Annotated in this window: 15 protein-coding genes and 1 pseudogene; 7 read left to right on the forward strand and 9 right to left on the reverse strand. The window is 35.6% G+C overall.

What is annotated here, in order from left to right:
* Window positions 1-18 precede the first annotated feature (18 nt).
* The 3 genes and pseudogenes from P5P89_RS19915 to P5P89_RS19925 all read right to left on the reverse strand — a co-directional run bounded on the left by P5P89_RS19915 (window position 19) and on the right by P5P89_RS19925 (window position 2,249).
* On the reverse strand, window positions 19-858 hold the full coding sequence (locus tag P5P89_RS19915) for an MBL fold metallo-hydrolase (protein WP_278009891.1): 840 nt from the start codon (window positions 856-858) through the stop codon (window positions 19-21).
* A gap of 97 nt (window positions 859-955) precedes the next feature.
* On the reverse strand, window positions 956-1,582 hold the full coding sequence (locus tag P5P89_RS19920; RefSeq protein ID WP_278009892.1) for a DsbA family protein: 627 nt from the start codon (window positions 1,580-1,582) through the stop codon (window positions 956-958).
* Window positions 1,583-1,666: 84 nt separating this feature from the next.
* Window positions 1,667-2,249, reverse strand: a pseudogene (locus P5P89_RS19925) (Crp/Fnr family transcriptional regulator).
* 309 nt (window positions 2,250-2,558) lie between these two features.
* Between P5P89_RS19925 and P5P89_RS19930 the strand changes: the two are divergent.
* Both P5P89_RS19930 and P5P89_RS19935 read left to right on the forward strand, forming a co-directional pair.
* On the forward strand, window positions 2,559-3,611 hold the full coding sequence (locus P5P89_RS19930; RefSeq protein ID WP_278009893.1) for a DUF1852 domain-containing protein: 1,053 nt from the start codon (window positions 2,559-2,561) through the stop codon (window positions 3,609-3,611).
* Between the two features lie 30 nt (window positions 3,612-3,641).
* A complete protein-coding gene (locus P5P89_RS19935) occupies window positions 3,642-4,670 on the forward strand; it encodes a methionine synthase (protein WP_278009894.1) in 1,029 nt (342 codons plus the stop codon).
* Window positions 4,671-5,052: 382 nt separating this feature from the next.
* On the opposite strand, the gene P5P89_RS19940 is transcribed toward P5P89_RS19935, so the two are convergent.
* Window positions 5,053-6,045 (reverse strand): bile acid:sodium symporter family protein, encoded by a 993-nt coding sequence (locus P5P89_RS19940; RefSeq protein ID WP_278009895.1) that lies wholly within the window; start codon window positions 6,043-6,045, stop codon window positions 5,053-5,055.
* 156 nt (window positions 6,046-6,201) lie between these two features.
* Between P5P89_RS19940 and P5P89_RS19945 the strand changes: the two genes are divergently transcribed.
* Entirely contained in the window at window positions 6,202-6,663 is a 462-nt protein-coding gene (locus P5P89_RS19945) for an Lrp/AsnC family transcriptional regulator (RefSeq protein ID WP_125720493.1), read from the forward strand.
* Between the two features lie 449 nt (window positions 6,664-7,112).
* Window positions 7,113-7,433, forward strand: coding sequence for a hypothetical protein (locus P5P89_RS19950; protein ID WP_278009896.1), 321 nt, complete (start codon window positions 7,113-7,115; stop codon window positions 7,431-7,433).
* Between the two features lie 18 nt (window positions 7,434-7,451).
* Here the strand turns inward: P5P89_RS19950 and P5P89_RS19955 are convergent, their stop codons facing one another.
* The 5 genes from P5P89_RS19955 to P5P89_RS19975 form a co-directional block, all read right to left on the reverse strand.
* Complete coding sequence (locus P5P89_RS19955; protein WP_278009897.1) at window positions 7,452-8,054, reverse strand: hypothetical protein; 603 nt, start codon at window positions 8,052-8,054, stop codon at window positions 7,452-7,454.
* Between the two features lie 8 nt (window positions 8,055-8,062).
* Window positions 8,063-9,514 (reverse strand): hypothetical protein, encoded by a 1,452-nt coding sequence (locus tag P5P89_RS19960; protein ID WP_278009898.1) that lies wholly within the window; start codon window positions 9,512-9,514, stop codon window positions 8,063-8,065.
* Between the two features lie 29 nt (window positions 9,515-9,543).
* Window positions 9,544-12,522, reverse strand: coding sequence for a glycosyl hydrolase 115 family protein (locus tag P5P89_RS19965; RefSeq protein WP_278009899.1), 2,979 nt, complete (start codon window positions 12,520-12,522; stop codon window positions 9,544-9,546).
* A 176-nt stretch (window positions 12,523-12,698) separates the two neighbouring features.
* Window positions 12,699-12,845, reverse strand: coding sequence for a hypothetical protein (locus P5P89_RS19970; RefSeq protein ID WP_278009900.1), 147 nt, complete (start codon window positions 12,843-12,845; stop codon window positions 12,699-12,701).
* Window positions 12,846-12,883: 38 nt separating this feature from the next.
* The gene (locus tag P5P89_RS19975; protein WP_278009901.1) at window positions 12,884-13,816 is read right to left on the reverse strand and encodes a glycoside hydrolase family 43 protein; all 933 of its coding nucleotides are present in this window, start codon (window positions 13,814-13,816) and stop codon (window positions 12,884-12,886) included.
* A 465-nt stretch (window positions 13,817-14,281) separates the two neighbouring features.
* On the opposite strand from P5P89_RS19975, the gene P5P89_RS19980 reads away from it, so the two are divergent.
* From P5P89_RS19980 to P5P89_RS19990, 3 genes are all read left to right on the forward strand, one after another.
* The gene (locus P5P89_RS19980; RefSeq protein ID WP_278009902.1) at window positions 14,282-14,641 is read left to right on the forward strand and encodes a hypothetical protein; all 360 of its coding nucleotides are present in this window, start codon (window positions 14,282-14,284) and stop codon (window positions 14,639-14,641) included.
* Window positions 14,642-14,866: 225 nt separating this feature from the next.
* Window positions 14,867-15,958: an efflux RND transporter periplasmic adaptor subunit gene (locus tag P5P89_RS19985; protein ID WP_278009903.1), complete on the forward strand. Its 1,092-nt coding sequence runs from the start codon at window positions 14,867-14,869 to the stop codon at window positions 15,956-15,958.
* A 51-nt stretch (window positions 15,959-16,009) separates the two neighbouring features.
* Entirely contained in the window at window positions 16,010-19,126 is a 3,117-nt protein-coding gene (locus tag P5P89_RS19990) for an efflux RND transporter permease subunit (protein ID WP_278009904.1), read from the forward strand.
* The last annotated feature ends 191 nt before the right edge of the window (window positions 19,127-19,317 follow it).

Consider the following 19,317-nt stretch of genomic DNA (forward strand, 5'->3'; position numbering starts at 1 on the left):
ACAGGCTGTTAATTTATATTACCATTTCATTTCTCCAGTATTTACTTTAGCTCCAATTACTAAAGCAGTTTCAAAGGTAAGAGCTGGATATTTAGCTTTTATTGCTTTTAATAAATCTTCAGAAGTTTTATTTTCCTTTAATGCTTCTTCATAAAATTCAATATAATTGATAGTATGATCTACCGCACTGCTATCAAAAGAAGAGTTTGAAGATACATGGGCAGGAATTACAATTTCTGGTTCTAATTTCTTAATTTCATTTAACACTGAAATCCAGTTATTGCGTGACTCCGGAGTCTGCGCGTCTGCCATCCAAGGGTTAAAAGTAGTTCCAAAAACATTAATACCGCCTACTACTGTTTTTTCAGCTGGGATCCACACAAATGTTCTATCTGGAAAATATTTTAATCCAATAATTTCCAGGTTATGCCCTTCAAGTTCAATTGTATTACCTTTTAAAACTTGTGGCACTACTGCATTTGATGTAATCTGATTTCCTAATCTTTCTCCCCATACTTCTAATTTCTTCTGAGCAGTTGCTTTAATATGTTCTATGGTTACAGGCGCAGCATATGCAGTAACCTCAGGGAAATATTTCTTAAATGTTTCCAAGCCAAAATAAAAATCAGGATCGCCGTGAGAAACATAAATTGTCGTTAACTTTTTACCACTTTTTTTAATCTCTTCCGCCACATATTCGGCATCCGCCAAAGTAAACTGCGCATCAATTAAAACCGCATCTTTTTTTCCTGAGATTATAACTGAGGCTACACCAAAGCTGTTTTCTGAAGCATTGAACACTTTAATATCTAAGATATTAGTTTTGATTTTTTTTAAAATTCTTTCTTGTGATTCCATGATATATAAATTAGAATAGTGTATTGATAAATTGATTTTTTTCTTGCATTCATTATACCAGACAAAATTATAAATTGAGAAATCTTAAAGCTTTAAACTAGTTTAATAAAAGTAGTGCGTCTATTTGTTCAGTTATCGTTTCAAAAGCAGCGTAACCCTGTTCTAAAATATAGGTTTCATTGCTTTTTTCTGCCAGCAGCGTTGGATAAGAATTCGCGTAATACAATGCTCTTGAGAATGTATTGAGAGTTTCTTCTTTTACTGTTTTCGAATGAAAAGTATTCAGAAATTCATTTTTATCTAAATTTAGAGTATCACAGATGGTTAAATAAGTCTCTTCATTACTTAAATCTTTTCCATACCAGTAACGAGACCTTTGAACTTCCACCGTAAATGGAATTACTATTTCAGGCCATAATCTGGTCACAGAAATAATTGCCCTTGAAGGAATTTCGCTGTCCAGAATTACATTTTCATTTTCTATAAATTTGAAATAATCTGCCCCAAATTCTGTACCTGTTAACTGCTGGATCTGTGGATCATGTTTTTTGATGTAAGCTGCAATATGTTTAGTCTGTTTTCGAACATTTTCACCTGCCCACATTCCTGCAGGAAGAATTTCAAAATCCAATACATCTTTATATTTATCGTGTAATTTCAGGATATTTACGCTGTTGCCATAACACCAGCCGCAGAGAGGATCCATCACATATATTAATTTCATTTTTTTTATTTTAATGATTATTTATAATGCAAAGATTCATCAGAAAGTACCTTAAAAACATTAAAGTAGTTTAAAAAACACTCATCAGTATTCTTTTTTTAAAGCCATTTTTCGGCGTATATTACTTAGAAACACATTGGTTATGCCCAGATAAGCCGCTATTTGAATATTTGACAGACGCTGTACAAGCTCTGGGTATTTTTCTGAAAAATCAATATATCTGGCTTCTGCGGTTTTACTCAAATTATCGATCATCCTTCGTTGGAGCGCAACATGTGTCTTTTGCGTCATAATGCGAAAGAGTTTCTCAATCTGAGGCAGATTGGAATAAGCAAACTCCTTGTCTTTTTTAGATATAACGAGTATTTCGCTGTCTTCAATCGCTTCTATAAAAAGCTGTGAAGGCATTTCATTGGTAAAGCTGTCATATCTGTTATCCACCAATTTTCGCAGGCAAAATAAAGCACCTGTTCAAAACCATTGGCATCAATATGGAAAACCCTGAAAAGCCCTTTTATTACAAAACCTTCAAAACGGCAGATTTCCCCTTCACGAAGTAAGAAACTTTTTTTTGAATGGTTTTATGCTTAAATAAATTGCAGAATGATTTCATTTCATTTTGGGATAATAAAATATGAGCAGTTATGTTTTTTTCAAGCTGTAGCATCATTTTGCGTTTTTTCTAATAACAGATAAAATTAATTAAAAATAAAGCGCCACTAGCATCAAACTAAAAAACTTGCCTTTTTAAAACCTTTAAACAACAACAAATTCAATTGATGATCGGAATTTTAAATCAATCCTATCTAAGTATATAAAGAGAAATTATCTGTTTTTATTCATTACAATATTATAAAAAAGATTATTTAGCTTATAAACAACATATTAATAGAGTAATTGTCTTATTAATTTTAATTATTTGAATTATTAATCTTTTATTTTGAAATTTGCAGTACAAATAACTATAAAGAATTAAATGGAAGCGATCGTATTAGCAGATTCAGGAATAAACGAAAAGAATGATATGGAAAATATAGATAATACAATTAAGTCTGATTTCGCATTCAAGCTCGAGAGTACTTGTTTAGATGAAAACTATCACCCCTCAAGCCAAACACGTCTGACGACTAATTTTGCAAACCTGGCCAGAGGAGATAATCGTCAGCAAAACTTACGTAATGCCTTAAATATGATTAACAATCGATTCAATGCATTGGCTCATTTGGACAATCCTAAAGCTGATCGTTATCTTTTAGAACTAGAAATCATCACGGTAATAATGAGTATTGATGATAAGAATCGTATTAACAATCTCCCATTGATTGAAGTTTTAAAAACGAATATTTTTGACCGTAAGACTAACCAGCGTATCGAAGGTGTCGCCGGAAATAATTTTTCTTCTTACGTACGCGATTATGATTTCAGTATTTTATTGATCGAGCACAATAAAAATAAATCTGATTTTTGCATTCCTGAAAATTTTGGTGATTTGCACGGAAAACTTTATAAGTGCTTTGTGAGTTCAGCTACTTATAAAGAACATTTTAAGATGTCACCAATCATTTGTCTAAGTGTATCGAGCAACAAAACTTATACTCGTACTGAGTATCAACATCCGGTTCTGGGTTTTGAATATCTGCAAAATGAGTACTCTATCACTGATGAATATTTCTCTAAAATGGGCTTAAAAGTTCGTTTTTTCATGCCTCCGAACAGTGTGGCGCCGATGGCTTTTTACCATTCCGGAGATCTGCTTGCTGATTATACTGATCTTGGACTAATCAGCTCAATCAGCACGATGGAGACTTTCCAGAAGATTTATCGCCCTGAAATTTACAATTCAAATTCAGCGGCTGGAAGAATCTATCAACCTAGTCTTAAACACGAAGATTATTCACTGACCCGCGTTGTTTATGACCGCGAAGAGCGCAGCCGACTGGCTGTTGAACAGGGTAAATATGCAGAGGAGCATTTTATTAAACCTTACAAAAGTGTCTTAGAACAATGGTCTGCCCATTTTGATCTTTAATTAATACAACACATTAAAAATTATTTTATTATGAATAAATTAGTACCTACTTCAATTGTTGGAAGTTTACCTAAACCTGCCTGGCTTGCACCGCCAGAAAAACTCTGGTCACCCTGGAAATTAGAAGGAGATCAGTTAATTGAAGGCAAACAGGATGCTCTTCGCATTTCTCTGCAGGAACAGCAATTGGCCGGGGTGGATATTATTAGTGATGGCGAGCAGACACGCCAGCATTTCGTAACCACTTTTATCGAGCATTTAAGCGGTGTAGATTTTGAAAATCGTAAAATTGTAAAAATCCGTGACCGTTATGATGCAAGTGTTCCTGTGGTTGTCGGTGAGGTTGCACGTCAAAAAGCAGTTTTTGTTGAAGATGTTAAATTTTTACGTAAACTGACAGATAAACCAATAAAATGGGCATTACCTGGTCCGATGACAATGGTAGATACCTTATACGATGACCATTACAAAAGCCGTGAAAAACTGGCATGGGAATTTGCGAAACTGCTTAATGAAGAAGCAAGAGAACTTCAGGACGCTGGTGTAGACATTATCCAGTTTGATGAACCGGCATTTAATGTGTTCTTTGATGAAGTAAACGATTGGGGAATGGCAGCATTAGAACGTGCTATTGAAGGTCTAAAATGCCAAACTGCGGTACATATCTGCTACGGTTATGGAATACAAGCCAATAATGACTGGAAAAAGACGTTGGGTTCAGAGTGGCGTCAGTACGAGGAAATTTTTCCTAAAATTCAAAAATCTAAAATTGATATTGTGTCATTAGAATGCCATAACTCACGTGTGCCTTTTAATTTAATTGAACTGGTGCGTGGCAAAAAAGTAATGGTTGGTGCAATTGATGTAGCAACTAACACTATCGAAACACCAGAAGAAGTTGCTGATACCCTGCGTAAAACTCTTGAGTTTGTAGACATCGAAAATCTTTATCCTTCGACAAACTGCGGTATGGCTCCTTTGTCCCGAAATGTGGCAAGAGGTAAATTAAGTGCTTTAAGCGCAGGAGCAGAAATTATACGCAAGGAATTTGGGATATAGTTCCATCCACTATTTGGATAACGGCATCCTTATTTGCCACTCTTCCGTGGTTTACAAAAGTGACTCTACGGAAGAGATATTTCCTTCAAAAATATTCACAAAGAAACCCATTAAGTTTCAATTCCCGGGTGTAAAAAATCACTTGAATTAGAGTTTCAAGAATCTTCCTCTACTATACACTAGATTGGTTTTTAAAATTAAAATCACGTAATTGCTTACTAATGTGAAGTTACTTGTCTAATCTTTAAAGCAAAAGCATTAGACAAATAATAGCAGATCTTCGCTCCTATTCTGTTTCTACCGAGTATTTAAGTTCATTAAACGTTTAGCTTCATTGGGCTCTTTCCCAAAAAAGATAAAGATCACAGGATATAAATAAAAATTATACTTCTTTTCGTCGAGCCATACGCTGAGCGATGATGCTGGCGGCAATCAATTGAAAAGCATGGTAAAGCATGAGTGGCAACAATACGATGCCGGTGATGGTACTGTGCTGAAAGAGCACTTTAGACATTACGGTACCGTGAACCAATGACTTTTTAGAGCCACAAAATAAGACCGTAATACGATCTTCGTCTGAAAAGCCAAACAAACGACTGAGCAGTCCGACACAAAAGAATACAGCAAAAAATAATCCTATCATCCCCGCAGCGAGCCCGGCAAGTTCGACAACAGTGAAGCCTTCAAAAAGATGCTCAGAGAATGATTTACAAAAAGATGTGTAAATGATAGTGAGAATAACTCCCTGATCGAAATATTTGAGCTGTTTCTTATATTTTTCCGCAATGGCACCAAAACGGGAGTTGAGGCAGATACCGATAATGACAGGAAGCAAGACTTGAAGAATCAGCTTTATGAAGATATCAGTGACATCAAAATCGCCTGTTGCAGAAGCGATGAACAGTCCAACCCACAGTGGCGTAACCACTACTCCAATCAAACTTGAAATACTCGCATTAAAAATCGCAGCGGGAATATTCCCTTTGGCGATGGAAACCATGACCACAGAAGAGGAAACTGTGGACGGTAAAGCCGCCAGAAAAAATACACCCAGCCAAAGCAGCTCAAATCCGGAGTTGACAAACAAGGGGCGAAAAGCCAAAACGATGAGCGGAAAAAACAAAAAGGTTGTTAACTGAACCACAATGTGCATTTTCCAGTTTGCAAGACCGGCTTTTAGTTTTTCAACACTCAACTTCAAACCATAAAAAAAGAAAATCAACGACACGCCTACATTTGCAATCTCTTCCAACGAAACAGGTTCTTTGACCATACCTGGCTTCGGCAAAAAATAAGCCAGCAGAATCATAGTGCCAATCATTAATAAAAAACCGTCAAAACCTGCTTTACTTAATACTTTTAATAATTTCTTCAATTTTATTCAGTTTAATTTTCTACGCAAAGTTATCTTATAGAACTAAAAAAGCTTCCTAATACCGATACTTAAGAGAATTGAACTGTTTTACAAGATAAAACAAGTATTATTTACTTTTTTAAACGTATTTTTGAAACTTAAAAAGATTTTTATTCTATGGAAGAACTCGATACTACCGATCTGCTTTTGTTGAAAATATTAGGAAACAATTCAAGTTTTACTATCAAGGAACTTGCCGCGCAGGTAAATCTGTCACCAACTCCTGTACTACAGCGTGTAAAAAGGCTGGAGAATAATGGCTACATCAAAAAATACATCGCCTTAATTGACCATGAGAAATTTGGACATGGATTTATTGTTTTTTGCAACATAAAGCTCAAACAGCATGATCGTAACATCGGCAACAGCTTTGTCGAGGATATTATGAAAATTGATGAAGTAGTAGAATGCTATAACATTTCAGGGGATTATGATTTTATTCTTAAGGTTTTCGCAAAGGATATGAAACATTACCAGAATTTCGTCTTTAATAAATTAGGTTCCGTCGAAAGTATCGGCAGTACGCAGAGCACTTTTGTAATGTCAGAAATAAAAAACCTGCACAACATAAACCTATAAAGGCTTTATTGATTTTAATTTCGGCTCAGAATTGGTTTATTATTTGGGTTTACGAAATAATCTAAGACATAGTACAGAAACGAGTTTAAATGGTTAAGTTTCTATCCTGCTCCAATTTTTATACAAACAAAGTTTTTTAAATTTTAATACATTATAATTTTATTGCTTTTTTTCATAAAATCATTTTAATATATTAGTATAAAAAGAAAAAATATAGTTTTAACAATTAACACTAATTAAGACCACATGATAATCAGATATAGTATTTTTCTAACCGCATTTCTACTTATAACAATGAGTTCCTGTAATTCATCAAACGCAACTGATTTTAAGGAGTCGCTTGATCAATCGGAGCGCAAAGCCTTTAATATTATTGTTGGAAAAAAAGGCTCAGGAGAAAAAAACTGGAATATCTCGAAAAAGAAGATTATAAAAACGCTATAAAGGCAGTGGATCAGCAGGCGATAGATTTTGATATTATTATAGCAGATATTCACAGGTTACCTGCTGATGATATCCCAGAAGGTCAGCAGCTAAAAACTGCCTCCCTGGAATACTATCAATCTCTTAAAGAACTTCATATATTCGATAAAAAGGATATAGAGCAGCAGGCACTTCTGAAAACATTAAAGAAAGATGAATTAGAGGATGCCCTAAATAAGCTTAAGGAACTGGCACAACAAAAAAAGATGCTTTACAATGCTTTATATAAGAAAGAAGCTCTTCTATATACTGCTACACAACGTTTTAAGGCTGCTAATGGTATTTAATCACGAAAATCCTATCCATTATTTTAAATAATCAGTCAAATCAGTTTTTGATAAATAATCTAAATTATATACAGGACGTTCAATATCAAATGGAATCGGTCTTTTACTAAATTGCTGGAAATAAAGTAAGCAGCCGTCTTTCCATATTTGAGCATCCCTGCTCTGACGACGCAGTTTACTTTGCACTTCAAAAAAACGCTGTTCATCAATATAAGGTTGCGCCTTATCCCATATTTTTTGAAATTCTCGTACTTCTTTTACACCTTTATCATAAGTATAACAAAGTTCATCCCAAAGAATGCGTTCATTTTTCATCTTATAATCCCATGGTAAATGATGAAACCATAATAAATATATTTCAGGACATGTCTCAATATTTTCAAACTGACTTTTTAGTGGCTCATGATATTGATTTACAGCCCCGGAACCTTTTTCTGTTCGGTCAAAGCCAATTCCGGAAGCATCTGCTTTATGATAATAAGCAGCAGTCCAATCGCTACGGATGCCTTTAGGTCCAAACCATGGTCCAGGACCATAATGGGTATTGTTTAAGCCTGCAAAAATATGATGAAGTCCAAGTGGCATTGAATAATTTACAGCTGCCTCATGACTTTCTAACATTAGTTGCTTTACAGGTTCAAGAAAGTTTTTTTCCAATCGGATACTTTACTATCTTTTTCTTCGATTGGATAAAAAGTTAATTTTAGCCATTCATCTGCTATTTTCTCACTTGTAATTTGGTTATTCCAGGCCATTCGGCCAAACGCATACCAGTTTGACTGGGCAAAATGATGACCACACCAATTGGTGTCTAAACCAATATTAGCTACACCTGCAATTGCTGTATGTTTTTGAGGAAAAATACTTGCATCAGTAGTACGGGCAACAGTACTTCCTACCCCTTCCTGATGAGTATCACTTTTCAGGAACTCTTCCCACATCTTTGCCAAATAGACTAATTGTTCTGAATGTCCAAGATATTCCTGAGTAATTTGTAATTCAGGCATTACAGACGTTTTTTTCATTGCTCCAAAGAGCGGATTGAATGGTTCGCGTGGCTGAAAATCAACAGGTCCGTTTTTTACCTGAATAATTACGTTGTCACGAAACTGACCATCAAGCGGCATGAACTCATTATAAGCCTGAGCCGCCCTGTCCTTGCTATTGATTTCATATACAAAAGCACGCCACATAATGATACCTCCGTAAGGTTTGACTACATCAGCAAGCATGTTGGCTCCATCAGCATGAGTTCTTCCAAAATCCTGTGGGCCAGGTTCTCCTTCACTATTGGCTTTTATTAAGAATCCTCCAAAATCAGGTATAATTTTGTGAATTTCTTTTGCTTTATCTTTCCACCATTTAATCACTTCAGAATTTAAAGGGTCTGACGTTTTTAATCCGCCAATTAAAGTTGGTGATGAAAATTTAACGGAGAGATAGGTTTTTATACCATACGGACGCATAACTTCCGAAATTGCTTTTACCTTCTGAAGACATTCAGTGGTTAGCATCAGTTTTGAAGAATTGACATTATTCAAAACTGCACCATTAATTCCGATAGAAGCGTTGGCACGTGCATATTCTTTCCATAATATCCTGTCGTTATCCGTTACTGCATATCCTTTTTCCATATCATGCCAGAATATTGATTTGCCTGCATAACCACGTTCTACTGAGCCATCCAGGTTGTCCCAATGGTTTAAGATTCTTCTCTCGTAGGAAGGATTGCATATTTCATTTTGAATTGCTTCGCCAGTTTGCTGGCGACGCAAAAGTTCGTAAGCACCATATAAGATTCCTAGTTCTGTATTGGCCTGAATCTCATTTTCAGAAATTTTAAAACCATCACCTTTAATTGCTTTGGATTTTTTTATAGTCAAAAGAAGTTTAGCTCCGTTTTTACCTTGCCAGGATTGTTCCAGCTCCTGTTTGGCAATAGCTATAGTTGAAGATTTACTGAAACAAACAATAGTTACTTTTCCCGTACTTTTTGCACGTAGCCAAAGAAGATGTCCGTCTTCTGCATGAAGATTAAATGTTGTGGATATTAAAATTAAAAAGACTAGTGTTTTTTTCATTTTTAATCTAATGTTGAAGTTTATTAAATCTATTTTGAATTATGTAAGACAGGCGGTGCTCCAAAATAACTCGGATAATTGTTGTCAGGGTTCACAACAATTTTTTCAAGCACTATTTCAGGATCTATCATAATTACTTTCAGTGTGTGAATTCCAGGTTCTTTGACATCTATTTCAAAATCCAGCCAACGCATATTATCAAAAATTTCATTTCTGCGGAATTGCCCGGCACCAATCAGGGCAATGTTTTTATTGATCGCCGGGTAAGGTTTTAAAACTGATGATCTTGCTAAAATTTCTGGTGTATATTCTTTGAATTCATCATGAAAACCTTTTCTTGCATCCAACACCTGAGGTGTCTGATCATCAAGTGTTACACCAATTCTCAACCCGCGCTGCGGATATACATCCTGAGTAGGAAGAATACCTAAACAAACCGTACTTTTTCCAGTTGTTGGAAGAAATACTTTATATTCCAGTGTAGCACCGTCCTCTGTTGTAATGTTCCTGGCTGTTACATAGGATATTCCCATATTAGCTTTGCCTTTACCTAAATCCGGCAGGACAATCCATTTTGCATCTTTCCCGGGTTTATTAGCATTGAATTGATAGGCAGGGATAGTAAATTCGCCTGTGAAATTGCCAAAAAAAGGTTCTTTTAGTTTTGGTAAGGCTGCTTTAACTGCATTAACTGATACAGCTATAATTTCATTATCTTTTTTTATTTCGACAATACCAGTTGATTTTCCTTCGGACAATTTTTTCCAGTCAACGTCTACCAAAATCCGAACATCTTTTTCTACTTTTCCTTTGTTACTACTTAATTTAATCCAAGGCTGATTTGCTTTAGCTTCAAACTCAAAAGAACCTGTACCACGATTGAACACATCTATATAATAAGATTGTTTTTTAAGTATATCAAAAACCGGAAGCTGAAGTTTTTCCTGATTTGCTGGCCATGCTGCCTCAGAACCTTCCGTTGCAATTCCCATTGCAGGTTCGGCAAGCCGCATCACTTCTTTTAATTCAGGTAATTTATTTTCTTTTGGCATTTGCCAGGTTGTATAACCGATATGAATATCTGACATCATATTTTTCCACTTCCCATTTGACATCGGACCGTTATAATAATCACTTAATTTTTTATCAAGAGCAAAAAGATCTTTTGCTTTTTGCGCATAATCGTTGGCACTTACTCTTCCTTGTTTCGCATAGAGCTGGTTTTTACCGGCGGAAAGATAAATTTCGGCAACACCTGCAGAAGCCTTCGTAGGATAAAGTACTAACTGATAATAAGTGTCTTTTAGTTCCGGTGCAATTTTTGCCTCTAATGCTTCGGCTTTAGCGGTAACATCTTTCCAAAGCTGGAGCATGCGGTCAGCTTCATTATGATTTACATAACTGAAAATTTGAGGTGTCTGGACTTCTGCCTTTCTTAAAAGATTGTATTTAGAATATTTAGAAACAATATCTGCGATTTCTTCGGCATGTTCCTTTCCAAAAATGCCTTTAGCCCAGTTAATAGTATAATCCATTGTTTTGCTTGCAGGATATGCATCAGGATTCCAGGCGAAATGCATAATGAAGTCAATAGGTAGTTCTTTTGGCTTCAAATCTCCCACATTAACTATCCAGATACGGTCGAGTCCGCTTTGATAAGCTAAATTGAATTGCTCCTGAAGCTTAGGGATGGTGGTAGTATTGACCCATCGATCGTTATTTGGTCCTCCGTTCATATCAATGTGATAATACAGACCGCTTCCGCCTTTTCTGTTTTTTTCTTTTGGCGGCGCAATACGTCGGATGTACCCCCAATTATTATCACAAAATAATAACGTAATATCATCAGGTACATTGAACCCTGCATCGTAATACCGCTGTACTTCAGTAAAAATTGCCCATAGTTGCGGATGGTTGGCAGGATCATCATTATAGACTTTCTGAATGATATCCCGTTGACTTTTTATTACATTTTCTAAAGTTTTTATATTATCAAGATCATTTCCTTTTCCCATCGCTACATCACCATCGCCACGCATACTCATAGTAATCAGGTTCTCATAATTTTTATTTCGATTAAGGCCTTCAAACCAAAATTTCTCCAGGTTTGTGCTGTTTTTAACAAAATCCCAGTCCCCTATTTCCTGTTTGCGTTTTGTATATTCTTTTTGCGAACGCATCATTGGTTCGTGATGAGAAGTTCCCATTACAATTCCGTATTCGTCAGCCAAAGCCGGACTCATAGGATCATCTTCATTAAAAGCGCTACTCCACATAGCCGGCCACATATAGTTGGCTTTCAAACGCAAAAGCAATTCAAACATATTTACATACATTTTGGAATTGATTCCTCCAAATTTAATGCTAGCCCAACCGCCGAAAGAAGGCCATTCATCATTAATGAAAATTCCACGGTACTTAACTTTAGGAGATTCTTGTACATAGCGACCTGCTTTTACAAATAATTGATTGCTTTTTTTAGCAGGAACATCAGCCCAAAAATACCAGGGAGAAACGCCTATTTTTTCAGACATATCATAGATTCCATAAATGGTTCCCCGTTTATCACTTCCGGCAACAACCAAATTACCATCTACAGTTTGAATGATAAAGGATTCCCATTGCCCTTTTATTTCTGAAACATCTATTTTTTTATCGGCAATTAACTGGTCTATTATTTTACTTTTGCCTATTGTTCCAATTAAAATTGCGCCTTTGGCAGGATAAATTGATTTATGAAAAATATCAGGTTTGATTTGGGAAACTTTGCGTACATCATCAGCTAAGTCATTAGCGGCACGGATCACCCCTTTCCAGTCTGAATCATCAAGATAGATTGAGGCTGACTTTCCATTAACAACAATTGAAAAAGCATTTTTTGAAGCTTTGTATTCAACATATTGAGGCGGCGTTTTGTAATCACTTTTATCAGCAGCGATGACTTGAAATGGTTTAAACAGCATAATTCCCAAAATAAGAAGTATAGCTTTTAATTTATTAAGATTCATTTTACTACGGTTTGGTTAATAGGTATAATAGTTAGTTTCATCAGAGATTAAGTAAGTATATAGAAATGACTTACAATTATGGTTAATAAAAATGAGGAATAATTAAATATTTAAAAAGATATTATCGTTGTCTTACATGAAGCTTGATACAAATTAAATTTTCTCCGATTTTTGATTTAATATTTGATAATCTGCTCTGTCCATGTAGGTCCGGTAATATAAAACATACCATCTTCGTATTTTACGGGTTCAATTCCCATTTGTGGAGTAAGTTCCCATGGCTGGAAAGACTGACTGTATGGATAAGGTCTTTTTTCATACATAAAATAGTGACAGGAATTCCATAGATTTCCATCGGGTCCTATAAATAGTGCATTATGGCCGGTCTCCTGATAAGGGTCTTCGGTATCAGTAAAAAAAGATTTTCATAACCACCTTCTCTTGCCATTTGTTCTCTATACTGTTTTTTGCGGGTTCCAAAAATAGGATCCGGTGAAGCGAGTTCCCACGGCCCGAAAGGACTTTTTGATTTGAGTAAGGCAACTTCATATCCACGTGTCCATGTTGAGAAAAACATAAAATAAGTCCCTTCTTTTTTAATAACAAAAGGACCTTCAATACCGCCAACCATCCAATCGGGCCATCCAGGTTGTTTTTTATCTAGAAACTTAGCTAGTGGTGTGGTTAATTTTCCGGTTTTCAAATCAATTTTTGCCTGAAAAAGGCCGTTTCCACTGCAGTAAAAATATACCTGGCCATCTTCGTCTTCAAATAATGTCGCATCGTTGTTATATTGAGGTGTGATTGGGCCATTTAACAGTTTATAAGGACCAGTAATTTTATCTGACGAAAAAAGCCAGACATTATGAGTAGCCATACCTTTCGGATCTTCTTTGGTTACTTCTCCACTGTTTACAGTCATATAAAATTTACCTTTTATTTTATGAATTTCAGGAGCCCAGAATCTCCCATTATATGGTGTATTTGGAGGTAATTTCTTAGCGTCAATTAAAAAAGAATGCTGTTTCCAGTTAAGCAGATCCTTTGAAACTAATAAACGAACTCCGGGATTATGTCCTTCCCAAACAGGATTGGACGTTCCCACGCAATACCAGGTATCACTTTCTTTGATAATAAAATGATCCCGCATTGAAATTGCAGAATCCCTTGTAATAGGATTAGTATAGCGAAATTGTTTTTTTAGAGAACTTTTCTGTTTATTATTTTGTGCAAAATTTATATTTGAAATAAAAAAGCATAATAATGATATTATAGTTAGTTTAAATGTTTTCATTTATTGATATATACATTTATTTTTAAATAAGTTTTGAATAATCGATATTATAGGAGTATAACCAAAATAAAAGGCTAGACTAAATTGATAGGCCTATAATTTGTTTTAACCTTGATTTTAATAGTCTTGAATTGAAAATTTAATAATTCATTACTATTACCTATTTAGCAAATATAAAAAAATAGAATTAAAAAACAACCGGTTGCATACTATGTTTACTTTTACATTAAAACTATAGAAACTATTAAAAGAATATGAAATCTTAATTTATCCTTTGATAAAAGTTATTGGTAAGGCAGATAACATTTAAAATTCAGATTTAAAAAATCTAATTGCTTAAATTCAAAATTCTTTTTTACTAATCTTTTTAGAAAACATTAAGAAGGCTTTGTTTGACAAATTAGTATATTTGGCCATCAATTTTAAGATTTTCAAACAAAACAATTTTAGTTTTCGAATTAAACGATGAAAAATACTAAGTTCACTTGTATAACTTTACTATTTCTGCTCCTCTTTATCGGGAGTACGGAATCTAGTAGATATAAAGCTGAACGAAATCTTCATGAAAATCTTTGTGATCTTTCAATTCCTGATATTCCGCAGTTTTTATCTTCGGATTTACTGAATAAAGAAATCCATATTCATTATGCTGTAAAAAAGAAAATTAAGTTTCGTGCCACTACTTCAGAATACACCACTTTAAGATCTCCCTATTACAGCAATCTGATAAAATTCAGAAATTATAAGAAAAGCCTAATTTATGGTATTGCCTCTATATACCAAATCCAGCGCCATACTTATCTCCATCTCTATCAATTATTCTAGGTCATAGAATAAGATTCGCATTTTTATAAATACAATTTAATTCACCTCTCTTTTTGTATCTGTAGCCAGATGTAAAGAGCAAATTTTTTGTTTATAAAACTGTACTATACAATCCGAAACGGCTCAAGCTATATTCGGAGCATTTCCATTTTTTCTAAAACCAATTATAACTTCCCTGTAGCAATCTATAGGGTAGAAAATCTATTTATATTATAAAAAATAATCATGAACACCAAAAACAATTTATTTTTCATCGTAATATTATCGCTTTTTGTCCTGGTCTCGTGCGGCGATAAAGCCAGAAAGAACTCAGACAAAATAAAAACAGTTCCGGTCTATAAAATTACCTTAAAAGACACTATAGTTTCGAGCAAATTTGTTGCCGATGTGCAAGCAAAAAACAATGTAGAAATTCATGCCCGAATTCCGGGTTTACTGGATAAAGTGTACGTAAGTGAAGGTCAAAAAGTAAAAAAAGGACAAATACTTTTTAAAATTAGCGACCTGGAACTTCAAATTCAGCTTTTGAAGGCAGAAGCTGTTTTTAAAAGTGCAAAAGCCGATCTAAGAATCGCAACTGTTGAACTGGAGCAAGCCCAAACCCTTTTCAATAAAAAAGTAATTGCAGATAAAGAACTGGAATTATCTAAAGCAAAATACGAAGCAGCTTCTGCGAAAGTAGCACATGCTGTGGCAGAAAAAAAAGCGATTACACAGCAGATCAGTTTTACTACAATCTATGCCCCTTTTAACGGAACTATTGATCGTATTCCGCTTAAAGAAGGAAGTTTAGTTGAAAACGGCTCATTATTGACCACTGTTTCTCAATTAGATGATGTTTACGCTTACTTTTCAATTCCGGAAAACACCTATTTCCAAATGATGGAAGACAAAACCTTAAACACACAGGGTGATATCAAACTTATATTGCCAAACGGAATGGTTTATGGGCAAAAAGGAGAACTAAGAACCGCTGACGGTGAAATCGACAGACAGACAGGTTCTATCCAATACAAAGCAAAATTTCATAATCCGCAGGGATTTATCAAACACGGAACTTCTGGAAAACTGATTATCTCAGAACCTAAAACCAATGCAATTTTAATTCCTCAGAAAGCTGTTTTTTCTATTCAGGATAAACAATACGTTTTCCGCGTGAACAAAGATGGAGTAGTTAAAATGACAAATGTTACAATTGAAACCACTCTTGATGATGTTTACATCTTAAACGATGGACTAAAAAGTGATGACCTGATTGTACAGGAAGGTACACAATCATTAAGAGACGGCGATAAAATCAACATGAAACAAATGTAGTTTTATTGATCTGTAAAACAGTTATTTAATTATTTATCTAAAAAATTTAAAATGATAGAGCTATTTATCAGAAGGAAAATATTGTCATTAATCATCTCGGTTATGATAGTCCTTCTGGGATTGCTGGCGTTGTTTCAGCTTCCCATTACCCAATTCCCGGATATTGTACCACCGTCTGTAACCGTTACAGCAAAATATACAGGAGCAAATGCGGAGGTTTCTGCCAATGCTGTCGCCCTTCCGCTAGAAAGAGCCATAAATGGAGTTCCTGGGATGACTTATATGTCAACCGTAACTTCCAATGATGGTTTGACCTTAATTCAGGTTTTCTTTGAAGTAGGAACCGATCCCGATTTGGCTGCCGTAAACGTGCAGAACAGGGTTACAACAATTCTGGATGAGCTTCCGGAAGAGGTAATTCGTGCCGGAGTTACGACCGAGAAAGAGGTAAACAGCATGCTGATGTACCTGAACATTACAAGTACCGACAAAACTCAGGATGAGCAGTTTATCTTCAACTTTACAGACATTAACATTCTTCAGGAATTAAAGCGTATTGATGGTGTCGGTCGTGCCGAAATTATGGGGCAAAAAGAATATTCAATGCGTGTGTGGCTCGATCCGGAAAAGATGCTTTCGTACAATATTTCGGCAAATGAAGTGATTAATTCGCTTCAAAAACAAAACATTTCCGCCGCTCCGGGTAAAGTTGGTGAAGGTTCAGGACAAATGAATAATCAGCTACAATACGTAATTAAGTATGGCGGAAAATTCTTTGAACCAAATCAGTACGAAGAAATTCCGTTAAGGGCCAATTCAGACGGAACTATTTTAAGATTAAAAGACATTTCGAAAATCGAATTTGGTGCAATGAGCTACGGAATGGTTTCTAAAACCGACGGAAAACCTTCTGCATCAATCATGCTAAAACAGCGTCCGGGTTCCAATGCCTCTGAAGTAATTGCGAGTGTAAAAGAAAAAATGGCTGAATTAAAAGGATCTTCTTTTCCTCCGGGAATGGAATTTAATATTGCTTATGACGTTTCACGTTTCCTTGATGCCTCTATTGACGAAGTATTAAGAACTTTGATTGAAGCATTTATTTTAGTGGCTTTTGTGGTTTTCCTTTTTCTTCAGGACTGGAGATCAACTTTAATTCCGGTATTAGCTGTTCCTGTTGCACTTATTGGTGCATTTACTTTTATGTCGATGATGGGATTCTCTATCAATTTATTGACACTTTTCGCTTTAGTACTTTCTATCGGAATTGTAGTTGATAACGCAATTGTGGTTGTCGAAGCTGTTCACGTAAAAATTTCAGAAGAACATATGGCACCTATGGAAGCAACCATTAGTGCGATGAAAGAAATTACAGGAGCTGTTATTGCGATTACCATTGTAATGGCTGCCGTATTTATTCCGGTAGCTTTTTTGAGCGGTCCCGTTGGCGTTTTCTACAGGCAGTTTTCGTTGACAATGGCAATCAGTATTGTAATTTCCGGAATTAATGCGCTTACGCTTACTCCTGCCCTTTGCGCCATTATGCTGAAACCGCACGATCCGAATAAAGAGAAAAAATCACTTTTAGATCGTTTCTTCTACAGATTCAATAATTGGTTTGATTCTATTACTTCAAAATACATAAAGGTATTAGTAAAATTTGCTGATCGTAATACTGTTACCATTGGTTTATTAGTGCTGTTTTGTGTGCTAACATGGGGAACAACAAAATTCTTAGCGTCAGGATTTATTCCGACAGAAGATCAGGGAATGGTTTATGTAAGCGTCACAACTCCTCAAGGAGCAACTGTAGAACGTACAGAAAAAGCTTTGGACGAAGTAACCAAAATTGCTCAAGGAATTAAAGGTGTAGATAACGTAACAACCCTTGCAGGATACAGTATTGTAACCGAAATTGCCGGAGCTTCGTACGGAATGGGAATGATCAACTTAAAAGACTGGAGCGAACGTGATGTTTCGGTAACTGAATTCATGGCGGAACTTACAGAAAAAACAAAAAATATTACCGACGCACAAATCGAGATTTTTGCACCGCCAACCGTTCCTGGTTTTGGTAATACGAGTGGTTTTGAGCTTCGTTTGCTGGATAAATCAGGAGGAAGCATCACTAATACCGATAAAGTAACGAAAGAATTTATCGCAGCATTAAATGCTTCGCCAGAAATTCAGAACTCATTCTCAAGTTTTGATGCCACTTTCCCACAATATTTAATTCATATTGATTATGATTTGGCAGCTAAAAAAGGAATTTCGGTTGACAATGCCATGAGTACTTTGCAAACGATGCTAGGTTCTTTTTATGCCACCAATTTTATTCGTTTTTCTCAAATGTATAAAGTTATGGTTCAGGCTAGTCCGCAATTCCGCCAAAATCCGGAAAGTATTTTGGATATGTATCTGAAGAATGAAGCTGGCGAAATGGTTCCGTTTTCTACTTTCATCAAATTAGAAAGAGTTTATGGTCCAGAGGTTTTAACACGTTATAACATGTACATGTCAGCTATGATTAACGGTGAACCTGCAGAAGGTTATAGTTCAGGAGATGCCATTGCCGCCGTCGAAAGAATCGCTGCCGAAAAACTGCCAAGCCGTTTTGAACTAGAATGGTCCGGTATGACACGTGAAGAGATTTTATCGGGTAACCAAACCATTTACATTTTTGCACTTTGTATCCTTTTCGTTTACTTACTATTAGCAGCACAATACGAAAGTTTATTGCTTCCGTTCCCTGTATTATTGAGTTTGCCTGTTGGCGTTTTCGGTTCTTACGTTGCGCTTGTAATGGTGGGATTAGACAATAACATTTATGCCCAAGTAGCACTCGTCATGCTGATTGGTCTGCTCGCCAAAAACGCCATTCTGATTGTAGAATTCGCCATGGCACAGAACAAACTCGGACGGGATATTGTTGAAGCTGCGATTGAAGGCGCCAGACTTCGTTTCCGTCCTATTTTGATGACTTCGTTTGCTTTTATTTCAGGATTGATTCCGTTATGTATCGCTTCTGGTGCGGGTGCAATTGGTAACCGTTCGATTGGTACAGCAGCTGCGGGCGGAATGTTAATCGGAACTGTATTTGGTCTTTTAATTATTCCGGGACTTTACATACTGTTTGCAAAATTGGAAAAACGAATGAGTAAATCTTAGTACATAATTTTAAACACATAGCCCCGATAGCTATCGGGGATAGAATTTAGGAAACTTAAAAGGCGTTTCACTTTTCTAAAATTCACATAGCTATGTGTTAGAAACTAGTTTCTTTCCATTTCCATTTCGAAAAAGAAAAATCTATGTTTCTATTTGTTAAAATAAAAATTTAGACAAAAGATTGAACAAAT

Source organism: Flavobacterium gyeonganense (assembly GCF_029625295.1).
Lineage (GTDB): Bacteria > Bacteroidota > Bacteroidia > Flavobacteriales > Flavobacteriaceae > Flavobacterium > Flavobacterium gyeonganense.

What these genes read in the sequence shown, in the direction of transcription:
- P5P89_RS19915 (WP_278009891.1), bottom strand. Translation starts at nt 858, where the DNA reads ATGGAATCACAAGAAAGAATTTTAAAAAAAATCAAAACTAATATCTTA.
- P5P89_RS19920 (WP_278009892.1), bottom strand. Translation starts at nt 1,582, where the DNA reads ATGAAATTAATATATGTGATGGATCCTCTCTGCGGCTGGTGTTATGGC.
- P5P89_RS19930 (WP_278009893.1), top strand. Translation starts at nt 2,559, where the DNA reads ATGGAAGCGATCGTATTAGCAGATTCAGGAATAAACGAAAAGAATGAT.
- P5P89_RS19935 (WP_278009894.1), top strand. Translation starts at nt 3,642, where the DNA reads ATGAATAAATTAGTACCTACTTCAATTGTTGGAAGTTTACCTAAACCT.
- P5P89_RS19945 (WP_125720493.1), top strand. Translation starts at nt 6,202, where the DNA reads ATGGAAGAACTCGATACTACCGATCTGCTTTTGTTGAAAATATTAGGA.
- P5P89_RS19955 (WP_278009897.1), bottom strand. Translation starts at nt 8,054, where the DNA reads ATGTTAGAAAGTCATGAGGCAGCTGTAAATTATTCAATGCCACTTGGA.
- P5P89_RS19960 (WP_278009898.1), bottom strand. Translation starts at nt 9,514, where the DNA reads ATGAAAAAAACACTAGTCTTTTTAATTTTAATATCCACAACATTTAAT.
- P5P89_RS19965 (WP_278009899.1), bottom strand. Translation starts at nt 12,522, where the DNA reads ATGAATCTTAATAAATTAAAAGCTATACTTCTTATTTTGGGAATTATG.
- P5P89_RS19970 (WP_278009900.1), bottom strand. Translation starts at nt 12,845, where the DNA reads ATGTATGAAAAAAGACCTTATCCATACAGTCAGTCTTTCCAGCCATGG.
- P5P89_RS19975 (WP_278009901.1), bottom strand. Translation starts at nt 13,816, where the DNA reads ATGAAAACATTTAAACTAACTATAATATCATTATTATGCTTTTTTATT.
- P5P89_RS19980 (WP_278009902.1), top strand. Translation starts at nt 14,282, where the DNA reads ATGAAAAATACTAAGTTCACTTGTATAACTTTACTATTTCTGCTCCTC.
- P5P89_RS19985 (WP_278009903.1), top strand. Translation starts at nt 14,867, where the DNA reads ATGAACACCAAAAACAATTTATTTTTCATCGTAATATTATCGCTTTTT.
- P5P89_RS19990 (WP_278009904.1), top strand. Translation starts at nt 16,010, where the DNA reads ATGATAGAGCTATTTATCAGAAGGAAAATATTGTCATTAATCATCTCG.